At 64.8% G+C, this 13,939-nt stretch carries 14 protein-coding genes; 3 read left to right on the top strand and 11 right to left on the bottom strand.

All coding sequences use genetic code 11. The annotated features are described in order from the left end of the window. Positions 1-212: 212 nt before the first annotated feature. The 9 genes from hflC to ACIPG5_RS04055 form a co-directional block, all read right to left on the bottom strand. A complete protein-coding gene (gene hflC / locus ACIPG5_RS04015) occupies positions 213-1,082 on the bottom strand; it encodes a protease modulator HflC (RefSeq protein WP_176516067.1) in 870 nt (289 codons plus the stop codon). Next, positions 1,082-2,263, bottom strand: coding sequence for an FtsH protease activity modulator HflK (hflK, locus tag ACIPG5_RS04020; protein WP_176516070.1), 1,182 nt, complete (start codon positions 2,261-2,263; stop codon positions 1,082-1,084). Before hflK ends, hflC begins: the two co-directional genes overlap by 1 nt. Before the next feature lie 96 nt (positions 2,264-2,359). Beyond that, positions 2,360-3,661, bottom strand: a complete 1,302-nt coding sequence (hflX, locus tag ACIPG5_RS04025) for a ribosome rescue GTPase HflX (protein WP_176516073.1) — start codon at positions 3,659-3,661, stop codon at positions 2,360-2,362. Positions 3,662-3,673: 12 nt separating this feature from the next. Further along, on the bottom strand, positions 3,674-3,934 hold the full coding sequence (gene hfq, locus ACIPG5_RS04030; protein ID WP_176516075.1) for an RNA chaperone Hfq: 261 nt from the start codon (positions 3,932-3,934) through the stop codon (positions 3,674-3,676). A 93-nt stretch (positions 3,935-4,027) separates the two neighbouring features. Then, positions 4,028-4,999, bottom strand: coding sequence for a tRNA (adenosine(37)-N6)-dimethylallyltransferase MiaA (gene miaA, locus ACIPG5_RS04035; RefSeq protein ID WP_286913857.1), 972 nt, complete (start codon positions 4,997-4,999; stop codon positions 4,028-4,030). Between the two features lies 1 nt (position 5,000). Then, on the bottom strand, positions 5,001-6,899 hold the full coding sequence (gene mutL, locus ACIPG5_RS04040) for a DNA mismatch repair endonuclease MutL (RefSeq protein ID WP_401373457.1): 1,899 nt from the start codon (positions 6,897-6,899) through the stop codon (positions 5,001-5,003). After that, on the bottom strand, positions 6,896-8,329 hold the full coding sequence (locus tag ACIPG5_RS04045) for an N-acetylmuramoyl-L-alanine amidase (protein ID WP_286913855.1): 1,434 nt from the start codon (positions 8,327-8,329) through the stop codon (positions 6,896-6,898). Before ACIPG5_RS04045 ends, mutL begins: the two co-directional genes overlap by 4 nt. Before the next feature lie 11 nt (positions 8,330-8,340). Then, a complete protein-coding gene (gene tsaE / locus ACIPG5_RS04050; protein ID WP_176516084.1) occupies positions 8,341-8,814 on the bottom strand; it encodes a tRNA (adenosine(37)-N6)-threonylcarbamoyltransferase complex ATPase subunit type 1 TsaE in 474 nt (157 codons plus the stop codon). Continuing rightward, positions 8,802-9,662 (bottom strand): NAD(P)H-hydrate dehydratase, encoded by an 861-nt coding sequence (locus tag ACIPG5_RS04055; protein ID WP_286913854.1) that lies wholly within the window; start codon positions 9,660-9,662, stop codon positions 8,802-8,804. Before ACIPG5_RS04055 ends, tsaE begins: the two co-directional genes overlap by 13 nt. 65 nt (positions 9,663-9,727) lie before the next feature. Between ACIPG5_RS04055 and queG the strand changes: the two genes are divergently transcribed. Beyond that, on the top strand, positions 9,728-10,792 hold the full coding sequence (gene queG / locus ACIPG5_RS04060) for a tRNA epoxyqueuosine(34) reductase QueG (protein WP_176516089.1): 1,065 nt from the start codon (positions 9,728-9,730) through the stop codon (positions 10,790-10,792). Between the two features lie 109 nt (positions 10,793-10,901). On the opposite strand, the gene ACIPG5_RS04065 is transcribed toward queG, so the two are convergent. Further along, positions 10,902-11,513 carry a trimeric intracellular cation channel family protein gene (locus ACIPG5_RS04065; RefSeq protein WP_027920741.1) on the bottom strand — a complete coding sequence of 204 codons (612 nt, stop codon included), beginning with the start codon at positions 11,511-11,513 and terminating at the stop codon, positions 10,902-10,904. 91 nt (positions 11,514-11,604) lie between these two features. Continuing rightward, positions 11,605-12,147, bottom strand: coding sequence for an oligoribonuclease (gene orn, locus ACIPG5_RS04070; protein WP_176516091.1), 543 nt, complete (start codon positions 12,145-12,147; stop codon positions 11,605-11,607). A 139-nt stretch (positions 12,148-12,286) separates the two neighbouring features. On the opposite strand from orn, the gene rsgA reads away from it, so the two are divergent. Then, positions 12,287-13,318: a small ribosomal subunit biogenesis GTPase RsgA gene (rsgA, locus tag ACIPG5_RS04075; protein WP_286913852.1), complete on the top strand. Its 1,032-nt coding sequence runs from the start codon at positions 12,287-12,289 to the stop codon at positions 13,316-13,318. 113 nt (positions 13,319-13,431) lie between these two features. Next, on the top strand, positions 13,432-13,911 hold the full coding sequence (locus ACIPG5_RS04080; protein ID WP_176516095.1) for a molecular chaperone Tir: 480 nt from the start codon (positions 13,432-13,434) through the stop codon (positions 13,909-13,911). The last annotated feature ends 28 nt before the right edge of the window (positions 13,912-13,939 follow it).

Raw genomic sequence — 13,939 nt, forward strand, 5'->3', positions numbered from 1 at the left:
GGCAGCACTGATCCCAGCGCCACCACCGTACCCAATACCCTCGAATTGCCTTGCGACCTGACCAAACCGTCAACTGGCCGTTTGCCAATCAACCTTGCAGACGCAAAAAAGCCGGGAAATTTCCCGGCTGCCGCATCATACACCCCTTTTCATTCAGGATGCACCCCGCCTGGTGTTTTAGCTGCCAGGCGGGGTATGCGCCCCTCAATGCATCAGGGTTTGCTCTTGTCGAGGAAGCGGAAGAACTCGTTCTTCGGATCCAGGACCAGCACGTCGCTCTTGCTGGAGAAGCTTTCACGGTATGCCTGCAGGCTACGGTAGAACGCATAGAAATCGGCGTCCTGGGTGTAGGCCTTGGCATAGATGGCGGCCGACTGGGCGTCGCCATCACCACGGGTCTCTTCAGCTTCGCGATAGGCTTCGGCCAGCAGTACACGGCGCTGACGGTCGGCATCGGCACGGATACCTTCGGCCAGCTCGTTACCCTTGGCACGGTGCTCGCGAGCTTCACGCTCACGCTCGGTGCTCATGCGGTCGAACACGCTGCGGTTGACTTCCTTCGGCAGGTCGATGGCCTTGACGCGCACGTCGACCACCTCGATACCCAGCTCCTTGTTGGCCATGCGGTTCAGCGAGGCGGTGATGTCAGCCATCAGCGCGTCACGTTCACCGGATACCACTTCGTGCAGGGTGCGTTTACCGAACTGGTCACGCAGGCCGCTTTCCAGACGACGCGACAGACGCTCGTCGGCGATCTGCTTCATGCCGGAAGTGGCGGTGTAGAAACGCTCGGCATCCTTGACGCGCCACTTGGCGTAGGCGTCGACCATCACCGCTTTCTTCTCCAGGGTCAGGAACCGCTGGGTCGGGGCGTCGAGGGTCATCAGACGGGCGTCGAACTTGCGCACCTGGTTCACATACGGAACCTTCACGTGCAGGCCCGGCTGAACATCCGCCTGGACCACACGGCCGAACTGCAGCAGTACCGCGCGTTCGGTCTGCGACACGATGTAGAAGCTGTTCCAGGCCACCACGGCCAGAACCACAGCGGCGATCAGGGCGATCAGCGATTTATTGCTCATCAGCGGCTCTCCCTAGTACGCAGCTGTTGCTGTTGCTGTTGCAGGTCCTGCGCTGCACGCGCTGCCGCGTCGTTGGCCGACGGGGTTGCGCTGGTAACCGGCGCGGACGTGTTGCGGCTGCCTTCGACCATCTTGTCCAGTGGCAGGTAGAGCAGGTTGTTCTGCCCGTCCTTGGTGGCCACCATGACCTTGCTGGTATTGCTGTAGACCTCTTGCATGGTCTCCAGGTACAGGCGCTGGCGGGTCACGTCAGGTGCCTTGCGGTACTCGGCGACCAGCTTGGTGAAGCGGTCCGCCTCACCCTTGGCGCGGGCGATGACTTCGTCGCGGTAACCGTTGGCGTCCTCGATGATGCGCTGGGCCTGACCACGGGCTTCCGGCACCACGCCGTTGGCGTAGGACTCGGCCTGGTTGCGGGCACGCTGCTCGTCTTCACGGGCACGGATCACGTCGTCGAAGGCTTCCTGCACTTCACGCGGGGCTGCCGCGCTCTGTACGTTGACCTGGGTAACGGTGATACCGGTACGGTAGTTGTCGAGGAAGCGCTGCAGGCGTTCGCGGATATCCACGGCCATCTGCTCACGGCCTTCGGTCAGCACCTGGTCCATCGAAGTGGAACCCACCACGTGGCGCAGGGCGCTGTCGGTGGCATGCTGCAAGCTCACCTCGGGCTGGTCGACGTTGAGCACGAAGTCCTGCAGGTTACTGATCTTGTACTGGACGGTCAGCGGCACTTCGACGATGTTCTCGTCTTCGGTGAGCATCTGGCCCTGCTTGGTGTAGGCACGCTCGCGCGTGACGTTTTCCATGTACTTGCGATCGATTGGCGGGAAGTAGATGTTCAGGCCGGGACCGACCGTCTCATAGTACTTGCCGAAGCGCAGCACGACGGCCTGCTCCTGCTCGTCGACCACGTACACGGCGCTGTACAGCCAGATCGCAGCCAGTACCGCCAGGCCGATGCCCAGCAGGCCGTAGCCGCCGCCCTTGCCCACATTGCGGTCACCGCCGCCACGTTTCTTGCCACCGCCGAACATGCCATTCAGGCTGTCCTGCAGTTTGCGGAAGGCCTCGTCCAGATCCGGCGGGCCTTTTTTATCGCCACCACCGCCGCCGCCACCACGGCGACCGCCCCAGGGATCCTGATTGTTCGAGTTGCCACCCGGCTCGTTCCAAGCCATAGCGCTCTCCATCTGATAAAGCAAAGACGCGCCCACGGCGCGCCGTCCAATGCTACAGAATGCCTGCCACTGCCGCCCGGCGACCTCGCCGGGCATTTATTGCAAAGTGTGTTGCTCGACAAACACTTGCGGCTCCATGCCTTCACGGCTGACCAGGCGATTCAACTCGACCATGGGCAGTCGCACACTCAGCAGGCTGCGCCCTTCTTCGTCATGCTCCTCACTCTGCACGGCACCCAGGGCAAAGAATTGCGCGCGCAAGCGGGCAAAACGCTGCTCCAGACACAGGGTACCGACAAACAGATCATCCCCCAGCAACTCGGCAATCGCCTGACCCACCAGCTCCAGGCCACGTCCATCTCGTGCCGAGACCCAGACCCGCTCCGGCTTGCCGTCGGCGTTGCGCTGGATCTGCGGCTCGACATCTTCGAGCAGGTCGAGTTTGTTATAGACCTCGAGGATCGGCAAGCCTTCGGCACCGATCTCGCCCAGTACCGCCAGCACCTGCTCGATCTGCTCCATGCGCTCTGGCTCATGGGCGTCGATCACGTGCAGCAGCAGGTCGGAGTTGCTCGACTCTTCGAGCGTAGCCCGAAAAGCCTCGACCAGCTTGTGCGGCAGGTGGCGAATGAAGCCCACGGTGTCGGCCAGCACGATCGGCCCGAGGTCGTTGAGCTCAAGACGGCGCAACGTCGGGTCGAGGGTGGCGAACAACTGGTCGGCGGCGTACACCTCGGACTGGGTCAAGGCGTTGAACAGCGTCGACTTGCCGGCGTTGGTGTAGCCCACCAGCGAAACCGACGGGATATCCGCACGGCGGCGGCCACGGCGAGCCTGCTCACGCTGGCTGCGGACCTTCTCCAGGCGCCCCTTGATCTGCCGCAGGCGTACCCGCAGCAAACGACGGTCGGTTTCAAGCTGGGTTTCACCCGGGCCGCGCAGGCCGATACCACCCTTCTGACGTTCAAGGTGGGTCCAGCCGCGCACCAGCCGCGTGCTCATGTGCTCAAGCTGGGCCAGTTCGACCTGCAGCTTGCCTTCATGGGTACGCGCCCGTTGGGCGAAGATGTCGAGGATCAGCCCGGTGCGGTCGAGCACGCGACACTCGAAGACACGTTCGAGGTTGCGCTCCTGACTGGGCGTGAGGGTGTGATTGAAAATCACCAGGTCTACCTGTTCGGCTTTGACCAGGTCGCGAAACTCCTCGACCTTGCCGCTGCCAATCAGGTATTTGGCGGTCGGCTGATGCCGGGCCACCGTGACCAGCGAAACGATGTCGGCGCCGGCCGACAATGCCAGTTCCTGAAACTCCTGCGGATCTTCGCGCGCCTCAGGGTTCTGACCTTCCAAGTGAACGAGCAGCGCTCGCTCACCACCACCGTGGCGCTCAAAGAACAATGCAGGCTCCTATCAGGCGTTGCCTGGCTCGCTTTCACCGTGTTCGGAATCGGACGGGCTAGGCAGGCGAATCGCACGCACAGGAACTACGGTCGAAATGGCGTGCTTGTAAACCATCTGGCTGACAGTGTTCTTCAGCAGAACGACGAACTGGTCGAACGACTCGATCTGGCCCTGCAGTTTGATGCCGTTGACCAGATAGATAGAAACCGCAACCTTTTCTTTTCTCAAGGTATTCAAGTAAGGGTCTTGTAGCGAATGCCCTTTTGACATATGCCGCACTCCTGTAAGGATCAATAATAGAAAGTCAAAGAAATCGATAAGTTGGCCGTCCCTTCGCAAGAATAGACGGCAATCAGCAGGGACTCATCTCAATATGGAGACGGCCCCAAGGTATTTCAAGGTGCGGGACAGATTGTCGCAGGCCAGGCTGTCGAGCCAGTGTACGTCGGGCCAGCTACGCAACCAGGTGAACTGCCGCTTGGCCAGCTGCCGGGTAGCAATGATACCGCGTTCTCGCATCTCATTCTCAGTCAGCTTGCCGTCGAGGTAGTCCCAGACCTGCCGATACCCCACTGCCCGTATAGACGGCAGCGCCGCGTGCAAGTCACTTCTGGCTCGCAGCGATCGGACCTCGTCGATGAAGCCCTGTTCCAGCATCTGCGAAAATCGTAGCGCAATTCGCTGATGCAAAATGTGACGATCTGTAGGAGCAATCGCCAAACTCGCGACAGTATAGGGCAAATGCGAGTCAGCGCCTGCGTCTGCGCCGCGACTTTCCGCGAATTGACGTTGCCGATGGGCCGTCATGCTCTCGCCGCTCACCCGGTACACTTCCAGCGCCCGAATTAGGCGTTGCGGGTCGTTGGGGTGAATGCGCGCGGCCGATTGCGGGTCCACTTCGGCCAGCTGCCGGTGCAGTTCGGCCAGGCCCAGCGCCTGCGCCTGGGCCTCCAGCTCGGCGCGCACCGCGGCATCGGCCGCAGGCATGTCCGCCAGGCCGTCGACCAGGGCCTTGTAATAGAGCATGGTGCCGCCCACCAGCAGCGGGATCTTGCCGCGTGCGGTGATTTCGGCCATCGCCTCGAGGGCATCAGCGCGAAACTGTGCGGCCGAATAGCTTTCGGCCGGGTCGCGAATGTCGATCAGGCGGTGCGGATGAGCGGCCAGGATCTCCTTGGAGGGCTTGGCCGAACCGATGTCCATGCCGCGATAGACCAGCGCCGAGTCGACGCTGATCAGCTCGCAGGGCAGCACCTTGGTCAGCTCGATGGCCAGGTCGGTCTTGCCGGCCGCCGTCGGGCCCATGAGGAATATTGCTGGGGGCTTGCCGCTCATTTCATCGACCGCGCAGGAAAAGTTTGTCCAGGTCGTCCAGGCCCATCTGGGTCCAGGTCGGGCGGCCGTGGTTGCACTGGCCGCTGCGCTCGGTGTTTTCCATGTCGCGCAGCAAGGCGTTCATCTCGGGGATGGCCAGGCGCCGGTTGGCGCGCACGGCGCCGTGGCAGGCCATGGTGCCGAGCAGTTCGTTGAGGTGCGCCTGGATGCGGTCGCTGGTGCCGTATTCCATCAGGTCGGCGAGCACATCCTGCACCAGGCGGTTGGCCTCGGCTTGCTTGAGCAAGGCCGGGATCTGGCGGATCGCCAGGGTTTCCGGGCCCAGACGCTGTAACTCAAAGCCCAGGCGTTGGAACCACTGGCCATGCTCTTCGGCGCAGTCGGCTTCGCGCTGGCTCAGCGCCAGCGTCTCCGGCACCAGCAACGGCTGGCCGCTCAGGCCCTCGCTGGCCATCGCCACCTTGAGCCGCTCGTACATGATGCGCTCGTGGGCGGCGTGCATGTCCACCAGCACCAGCCCGACGGCATTCTCGGCCAGGATGTAGATGCCCTTGAGCTGGGCCAGGGCATAGCCCAGCGGCGGGATATCGCCCTGGCTCTCGGGCAGCGCGGCAGGCGCCCCGGCGCCGTCGCTCAACGGCTTGTAGAACTCGCGATAGACCGCCTGCGACTCGGCCGCTGGCAGCGGTTGGGATGGGCGGGGGGTGTACTGGTACTGGTAGCCCGCGCCACTGCCGCCATTGGAAACCGCAAACTGGGGAGCCTGGGGCTGTTCGAGCACTGGCGAGGCCAGGCGCATTTCGCCCTGCGGGCCGAACTCACCCGCCTGCTGGCCACTCGGGCGAGCGATTTCAGCCGCCGCAGCAGGCGCAGCCAGCTGGTCTTCCGGGCGAACGTCGGCCAGCGCACGGTGCAAGGTGCCGTAGAGGAAGTCATGCACCGAGCGCCCCTCGCGGAAACGCACTTCGTGCTTGGTCGGGTGCACGTTGACGTCGACGCCATTGGGCTCGAGCTCGAGGAACAGCACGAAGGTCGGGTGACGGCCATTGAACAGCACGTCGCGATAGGCCTGGCGCACGGCATGGGCGACCAGTTTGTCGCGTACCGCGCGGCCATTGACGAAAAAGTACTGCAAGTCCGCCTGGCTGCGCGAGAACGTCGGCAGGCCGACCCAACCCCACAGGCGCAGGCCGTTGCGCCCGACATCGATGGGCAGCGCCTGCTCCATGAAGCCTGGCCCGCAGATGGCGCCGACCCTGCGCGCACGGGCGGTTTCGTCGTGCGCTTCGTGCAGGCTGAGAATGCTCTTGCCGTTGTGGCGCAGGTGGAAGCCGACGTCGAAACGGGCCAGGGCCAGGCGCCGGATGACTTCCTGCAGGTGATCGAACTCGGTCTTCTCGGCCTTGAGGAACTTGCGCCGGGCCGGGGTGTTGAAGAACAGGTCACGCACTTCCACCGAGGTACCGACCGGGTGAGCGGCAGGCTGCACCCGCGGCGTCATGTCGCGCCCTTCGGTTTCCACCTGCCAGGCTTCGCTGGCGTTGGCGGTGCGCGAAGTCAGGGTCAGGCGCGCCACCGAGCTGATCGATGCCAGGGCCTCACCGCGAAAACCGAGGCTCAGCACGCCTTCGAGGTCTTCCAGCTCGCGAATCTTGCTGGTGGCGTGACGGGCCAGGGCCAGCGGCAGGTCGTCGGCGGAGATACCGCCGCCGTCGTCGCGCACCCGCAGCAGCTTGACGCCGCCCTGCTCGACCTCGACATCGATGCGCCGGGCACCGGAGTCGAGGCTGTTTTCCAGCAGTTCCTTGGCCACCGAGGCCGGGCGCTCGACCACCTCACCTGCGGCAATCTGGTTGGCCAGCCGCGGGCTGAGCAGCTGGATGCGCGAACCGCCACTCATTGCTGCGAGGCCAGTGTGGTGGCGGGGATGCTGAGGTGCTGGCCGACTTTCAGTTCATCGGTCTTCAGGCTGTTGCTGCTGCGCAGGCTCGGCACGCTGACCTGGTAGCGCACGGCAATCATCGCCAGCGTCTCGCCAGGGCGCACGGTATGGTCACGCGGACCCTGGGCAATCTTGCCGCTGTCGCGCAGCCAGGCTACGTAGGTGCCAGGCGGCGGGTTTTGCTGGAAGTACTGGCGCACGCCGGTATGGATCGAACGCGCCAGGGCCTGCTGGTGGCTCGCGGTGGCCAGCTTGGCGGCTTCGTTGTTGTTCGAGATGAACCCGGTTTCAACGAGGATCGATGGGATATCCGGCGATTTCAGCACCATGAAGCCCGCCTGTTCCACGCGCTGCTTGTGCAGCGAAGTGACCCGGCCCATGTTGCCGAGCACCTTTTGCCCGACATTCAAGCTGGAGCTGAGGGTGGCGGTCATCGACAGGTCGAGCAGCACACCGGCCAGCATGCGGTCCTTGTCGTCGAGGCTGACGTTGCCGGCACCGCCGATCAGGTCGGAGCGGTTTTCCGTGTCGGCCAGCCAGCGCGCGGTCTCGGAGGTGGCACCACGGTCGGACAGGGCGAACACCGAAGCACCGAACGCGGCCCGCGACGGCGCGGCGTCGGCGTGGATCGAAATGAACAGGTCGGCGCCCTTCTTGCGGGCGATCTCGGTGCGCTTGCGCAGCGGGATGAAGTAGTCACCGGTACGGGTCAGCTCGGCGCGGTAGCCCTTCTCGGTGTTGATCTGGCGCTGCAGTTCCTTGGCGATCTGCAGCACGATGTCTTTTTCATGCTGGCCGCGCGAGCCGGAGGCACCCGGGTCCTCGCCGCCGTGGCCGGCGTCGATGGCGACCACGATGTCGCGCTTGCCGGCGGGTACCGGCGGCAGCTTGATCGCAGGCTGCGCCGGGCTGACCGGCACGGCAGGCGTGGTCGCCGGGGTAGGTGTCGGGGTCGGCGCTGGCGGCGGCGCCGTGGCTGCGATGGCGTCGGATTCCTGGTCGTACAGGTCTACCACCAGGCGATTGCCGTACTGGGCATTGGGCGCCAGGGTGAAGCTCTTCGGGGTGACCGATTTTTTCAGGTCGACCACCACGCGCAGGTCGGTGGGCGTGCGCTGGGCAGAGCGCACGCTGCTGATCGGCGTGTTGGAAGTGGACACGTTCAGCGGCGCGGCCAGGGTCGCGCCATTGATGTCGATCACCAGGCGGTCGGGCGCGCTCAGGGTGAAGACGCTATGCTGCACCGGGCCGGACAGGTCGAAGACCAGCCGTGTGTTGTCCGGCGCGCGCCACAGGCGCATGCTCTTGACTTGTGTGACGGCCAGAGCGTCAACGGTCACTGCTGTCAGCAGCAGCCCAACCACAGCGACCAGTGCGCGTATGCGCATACCTACCCCACTTACTGTTTATTGTGTTCGGCCAGTGCAGTGCACCAAGCCTCGCCGCGAGCCCCCTGCGGCGAAAGGTTCAGCGAGCGTCCGCCCGCTTGGGGGCTTATGGTAATGGTCAGGTCAGGCTTTGGCAAAACGCCCGCACCCTTTTGTGGCCACTCGAACAGGCACAGCGGGTCGCCTTCGAAGTAGTCGCGAATGCCCATGAACTCCAGCTCTTCCGGATCGACCAGGCGATACAGGTCGAAGTGGTAGGCACGCACGTCGCCGATCTCGTAGGGTTCTACCACAGTAAATGTCGGACTTTTCACCGCTCCAGTATGGCCCAGGCCACGGATCAGGCCACGGGACAGGGTGGTCTTGCCAGCGCCCAGGTCACCTTCGAGAAAAATCACGCCGTGACCGCCGGTCACCTCGGCCAGTTTGCCGCCAAAGGCGACCGTGGCCGCTTCATCGGCCAGAAACAGGGTTATGCCAGACACGCAGAATGCTCCTCCAACAACTCACGAATAACCGGCGCCAGATCACTGGCCGCCAAGCCTCTACCTTTGCTCCCCAGGCGCTCGCCCGCACAGGCGTGCAGCCACACCCCCAGGCACGCGGCATCCCAGGTAGCCAGCCCCTGGGCCAGCAGCGCACCCAGCACCCCGGTCAACACATCGCCCAGCCCCGCGCCGGCCATCGCCGGGTGGCCGCGCTCGCACAGCGCCAGCTTGCCCGCAGGGTCGGCGACCAGGGTGCCGGCCCCCTTGAGCACGCACACACTGGCATAGCGCCGCGCCAGCTTGCGCGCGGCTCCAGCACGGTCGGCCTGCACCGCCTCGGTGGAAATGCCCAGCAGCCGCGCCGCCTCCCCCGGGTGCGGGGTGAGGATGCTGGCGCTGGGCAGGGCCAGCGGCGTGCGCGCCAGCAGGTTCAGGGCATCGGCGTCCCACACCTGCGGCCGCTCGGCATTGGCCACCGCCGACAGCAGGCTGCGGCCCCAGGCCGCCTGGCCCAGGCCAGGGCCCACCACCAGCACCGAGGCACGCTCGAGCGGGGCCATGAGCTGGTTGGCCGAACTCAGCCCCAGGCACATGACTTCCGGCAGGCGCGCAAGGCTTGCGGCCACGTGTTCGGGGCGGGTCGCCACGCTGACCAGGCCAGCGCCGCAGCGCAGCGCCGCCTCGGCACTGAGCAGCACGGCGCCACCGGTGCCGAGGTCGCCACCGACCACCAGCAGGTGGCCGAAGTCGCCTTTCTGGGCCTGCGCATGCCGTGCAGGCAGGCGCGCGACCGTCAAGCCAGTGAGCAGTTGCGGGGCGTGGCCGGGGTGTTTGGTCTGGGGCATGGGGTCAAAGGCTCCAATGTCTGGCAGAATTATACGCACCTGAGCCCGTATTGCCTTGCCCATCCATGTCCGCTTCCGCACCTGACCTCGCCGCACTGGCCCAATCGATCAAGAATTGGGGCCGAGAACTCGGTTTTGCCCACGTCGGCATCGCCGGGGTGGACCTTGGCGAGCACGAACATCACCTGCAGCGCTGGCTCGACGCCGGCTACCAGGGCGAGATGGAATACCTTGGCGCCCACGGCAGCAAGCGCGCCCACCCCGAACAGCTGATCCCCGGCACCGTACGCGTGGTGTCACTGCGCATGGACTACCTGCCCGGCGACACGCAGATGGCGCAACGCCTGGCGCAGCCGGAAAAGGCCTATGTGTCGCGCTATGCCCTGGGCCGCGACTACCACAAGCTGGTGCGCAAGCGCGTGCAGCACCTGGCCGACCGCATCCAGGAAGCGATCGGCCCGTTCGGCTACCGCGCCTTCGTCGACAGCGCTCCGGTGCTGGAAAAGGCCCTGGCCGAACAGGCCGGGCTGGGTTGGATCGGCAAGAACACCCTGCTGCTCAACCGCAAGGCCGGCAGTTACTTCTTCCTCGCCGAACTGTTCGTCGACCTACCGCTGCCGGTGGACGAGGCGCATGCCAGTGAACACTGCGGGCGCTGCGAGGCCTGCCTGGATATCTGCCCGACCAAGGCCTTCGTCGGGCCTTATGTGCTGGATGCGCGGCGCTGCATCTCGTACCTGACCATCGAGCTGAAGGGTGCGATTCCCGTGGAGTTGCGCGCGATGATGGGCAATCGGGTGTTCGGCTGCGACGATTGTCAGATCGTCTGCCCGTGGAACCGCTTTGCCCGGCCCACCCAGGAAAACGACTTCCAGCCTCGGCACGGCCTGGAAAACGCCGAGCTGGCCGAGATGTTCCTGTGGGATGAACGCACCTTCCTGCGCAAGACCGAAGGCGGGCCGCTGCGGCGTGCGGGGTACGAGCGGTGGCTGCGCAACCTGGCGGTGGGGCTGGGCAATGCGCCTTCGACCATACCGGTGCTGGAGGCGTTGAAGGCTCGCCAGGACGACCCGTCGGAGCTAGTGCGCGAGCATGTGCAGTGGGCGCTGGCGCAGCATGAGCACCGCTAGGGGCCGCTGCGCACCCCAATCGCCGGCAAGCCGGCTCCCACAGTAACAGCGGCGCGGCCCTACCCGTGGGAGCAGGCTTGCCGGCGATAGGGCCCACAGCGGCACCGCCTCACTGCTGGTCGTTGTAGTGGAACTTGGGCATTTCCCAATGAAAACGAATGGCCAGCAAGCGCACCAGAAAGCCGCCGAACAAGGTCAGCAGCATCGCCTGCTCGGCCGGCAGCTTGAAATACACGCACCCCAGGTAGAACCACGCCGCCGCGAACGACACGCTGGCATACAGCTCACGGCGAAACACCAGGGGAATGTCGTTGCAGAAGATATCCCGCAGGATCCCGCCAAACACCCCGGTGATCACCCCGCTGATCGATGCCACCAGCATGCCCTGCCCCATCTCCAGCGCAGTCATGCAACCAATCAGGGTAAAGGCCACCAGCCCCAGGGCATCGAGCACCAGGAACAGCGAGCGCAAGCGGCGCATCATCGGCGCGATGAAAATCGTCAGCAGCGCGGCAAGGCTGGTCAACACCAGGTATTCCGGGTGCTTCACCCAGGTCAGCGGGTAGTGCCCGAGCAGCACGTCGCGCACCGAGCCGCCCCCCAGGGCGGTGACGCAGGCAATCAGCACCACGCCAAACCAGTCCATGCCGCGACGGCCGGCAGACAAGGCGCCGGTCATGGCTTCGGCGGTGATGGCGATGAGGTAGAGCATCAGCAACATGGTGCGGGTCCGTGCGAGAAAGGCGCGCAGTCTAACCAGTTGCCCAAGGCACCAAAAGAGGGCGCCGATGGATTATCTGCGCCCCTGCGGCTCACACCTTGATGAAGTGCTGGCGATAGTGGCGCAGCTCGGCGATCGACTCGCGGATATCGTCCAGCGCCAGGTGGGTGCTGCCCTTCTTGAAGCTGTCACGCACCTCCGGCGCCCAGCGTGCAGCCAGCTCCTTGACGGTGGAGACGTCGAGGTTGCGGTAGTGGAAGTAGTTTTCCAGGCCGCGCATGTGGCGGTAGAGGAAGCGGCGGTCCTGGCAGATGCTGTTGCCGCAGATCGGCGACTTGCCCTTGGGCACCCACTGCTCGAGGAAGGCGATGGTCTGCGCCTCGGCCTCGGCCATGCTGACCTGGCTTTCGCGCACGCGCTGGGTCAGGCCCGAGGCGCCGTGGGTGCGGGTGTTCCACTCGTCCATGCGCGCCAGCACTTCGTCGCTGTGGTGGATGGCGATCACCGGGCCTTCGGCCAGGGTGTTCAGCTCGCTGTCGGTGACGATGGTGGCCATCTCGATGATGACGTCGTTGTCCGGATCGAGGCCGGTCATTTCCAGGTCGATCCAGATCAGGTTCTGTGGGTTCTGCATGCAGGGCTCCTCGTATAGGCGCTCATATTAGCCTAGCGGGCATGGCCTGCGCATGCGCACTGCAACGCCAGGGGCCATGGTCCGGCGCCTGGCGTGCTAAACTGCCCGCCGATTTCATTCGCCCCTCCACGGAACCTTCATGGCCAAACGCCAGCTCAATCGCCGCCAGAACTGGCGCATCGAAAAAATCCAGAACGAACGCGCCGCACGCGCCGCCAAACGCGAACAGCATGCGCTGCAGGAGCTGGAGGGGGGTGACCTTGGGCCTGAACAACTCGGCCTGGTGATCGCCCACTTCGGTGTACAGGTCGAGGTCGAGGCCCAGGACGGCGAAGTCGCCGGCCAGGTGTTCCGTTGCCACCTGCGGGCCAACCTCCCAGCGCTGGTCACCGGCGACCGCGTGGTATGGCGTGCGGGCAACCAGGGCATTGGCGTGATCGTCGCGCAGATGCCGCGCAGCACCGAGCTGTGCCGGCCGAACAACCACGGCCAGCTCAAGCCGGTGGCGGCCAACGTCGACTTGATCGTGATCGTCTTCGCCCCGGCCCCCGAGCCGCACCCGAACCTGATCGACCGCTACCTGGTGGCCGCCGAGCACGCCGGTATCCGCCCGCTGCTGCTGCTGAACAAGGCCGACCTGATCGACGAGCACAACGGCCCCGGCCTGCACGCGTTGCTCGAGGTCTACCGCGAGCTGGGCTACCCGCTGCTGGAAGTGTCGGCGCACCAGGGCGATGGCATGCAACGCCTGCAGCAGATGCTGGACGGGCACATCAGCGTGTTCGTCGGCCAGTCGGGCGTGGGCAAGTCATCGCTGGTCAACAGCCTGCTGCCGGATGCCGGCACCCGCGTGGGCGATCTTTCCGAATGGTCCGGCCAGGGCACGCACACCACCACTACCGCGCGCCTGTATCACTTCCCCAATGGCGGCGACCTGATCGATTCCCCGGGCATTCGCGAATTCGGCCTCGGCCACGTCAGCCGCAGCGATGTGGAAGATGGCTTCATCGAATTCCGCGACCTGTTCGGCACCTGCCGTTTCCGCGACTGCAAACATGACCGCGAGCCCGGTTGTGCGCTGCTCAAGGCGCTGGAAGACGGCCGCATCAAGCCGCAACGGATGAACAGCTACCGCTCGATCATTGCCAGCCTGCCGGAAGACGCCTACTGATCTGTAGGATTTCTTACCGCAGAAAGTAGGACGATTCCGGATTTAGCGTCATCTATTGCTCCCACCGCTGCTTTCCCTGATGGTCATGGCTTCTATCAGGGAGGGCAACCGCGATGCCGGTGTTCATCAGCTACCGCCACGAAGAGCGGCTTGACGCCTTCATTCTCAACGAGCGCCTGCTGCTCGAAGGCATCCCCGCACAACTGGTCCTGTTCGACTTCGACGGGCAGACCAGCGAAGACCTGTATGGCAGTTTCTGCCAGCACATGAGTGATGCGACCCACTGGATAGGCCTGCTGCCAGAAGCGTTCAGCGAAGAGTGGTGGACCGCCTGGCTGCTCGGGGCCGCGGTAATGGCCGGGCGCCGGGTGAGCTTCTTTCAACCCACCGGCGATACGTTGCCGGCGCACCTTTGCAAGTGGCCGGTGATGCGCGAGCGCACGCACATCGACCTGTTCGTACGGGCCTACCACGACGAGCGCACCTTCGCCCGCGCCCTGACCTTGCCAGCGCCTGGCGGCAGCTGGGCGGACCGGGACAATGCGGACTACTTCCATGCCGACCTCAAGGCCAAGATCCGGCGGGGGTTTTGAACGCCGGCAGGGGCTGCAAAGCGGCCCC

The sequence above is a fragment of the Pseudomonas sp. NPDC087029 genome (assembly GCF_044745345.1).
Taxonomy (GTDB): domain Bacteria; phylum Pseudomonadota; class Gammaproteobacteria; order Pseudomonadales; family Pseudomonadaceae; genus Aquipseudomonas; species Aquipseudomonas faucium.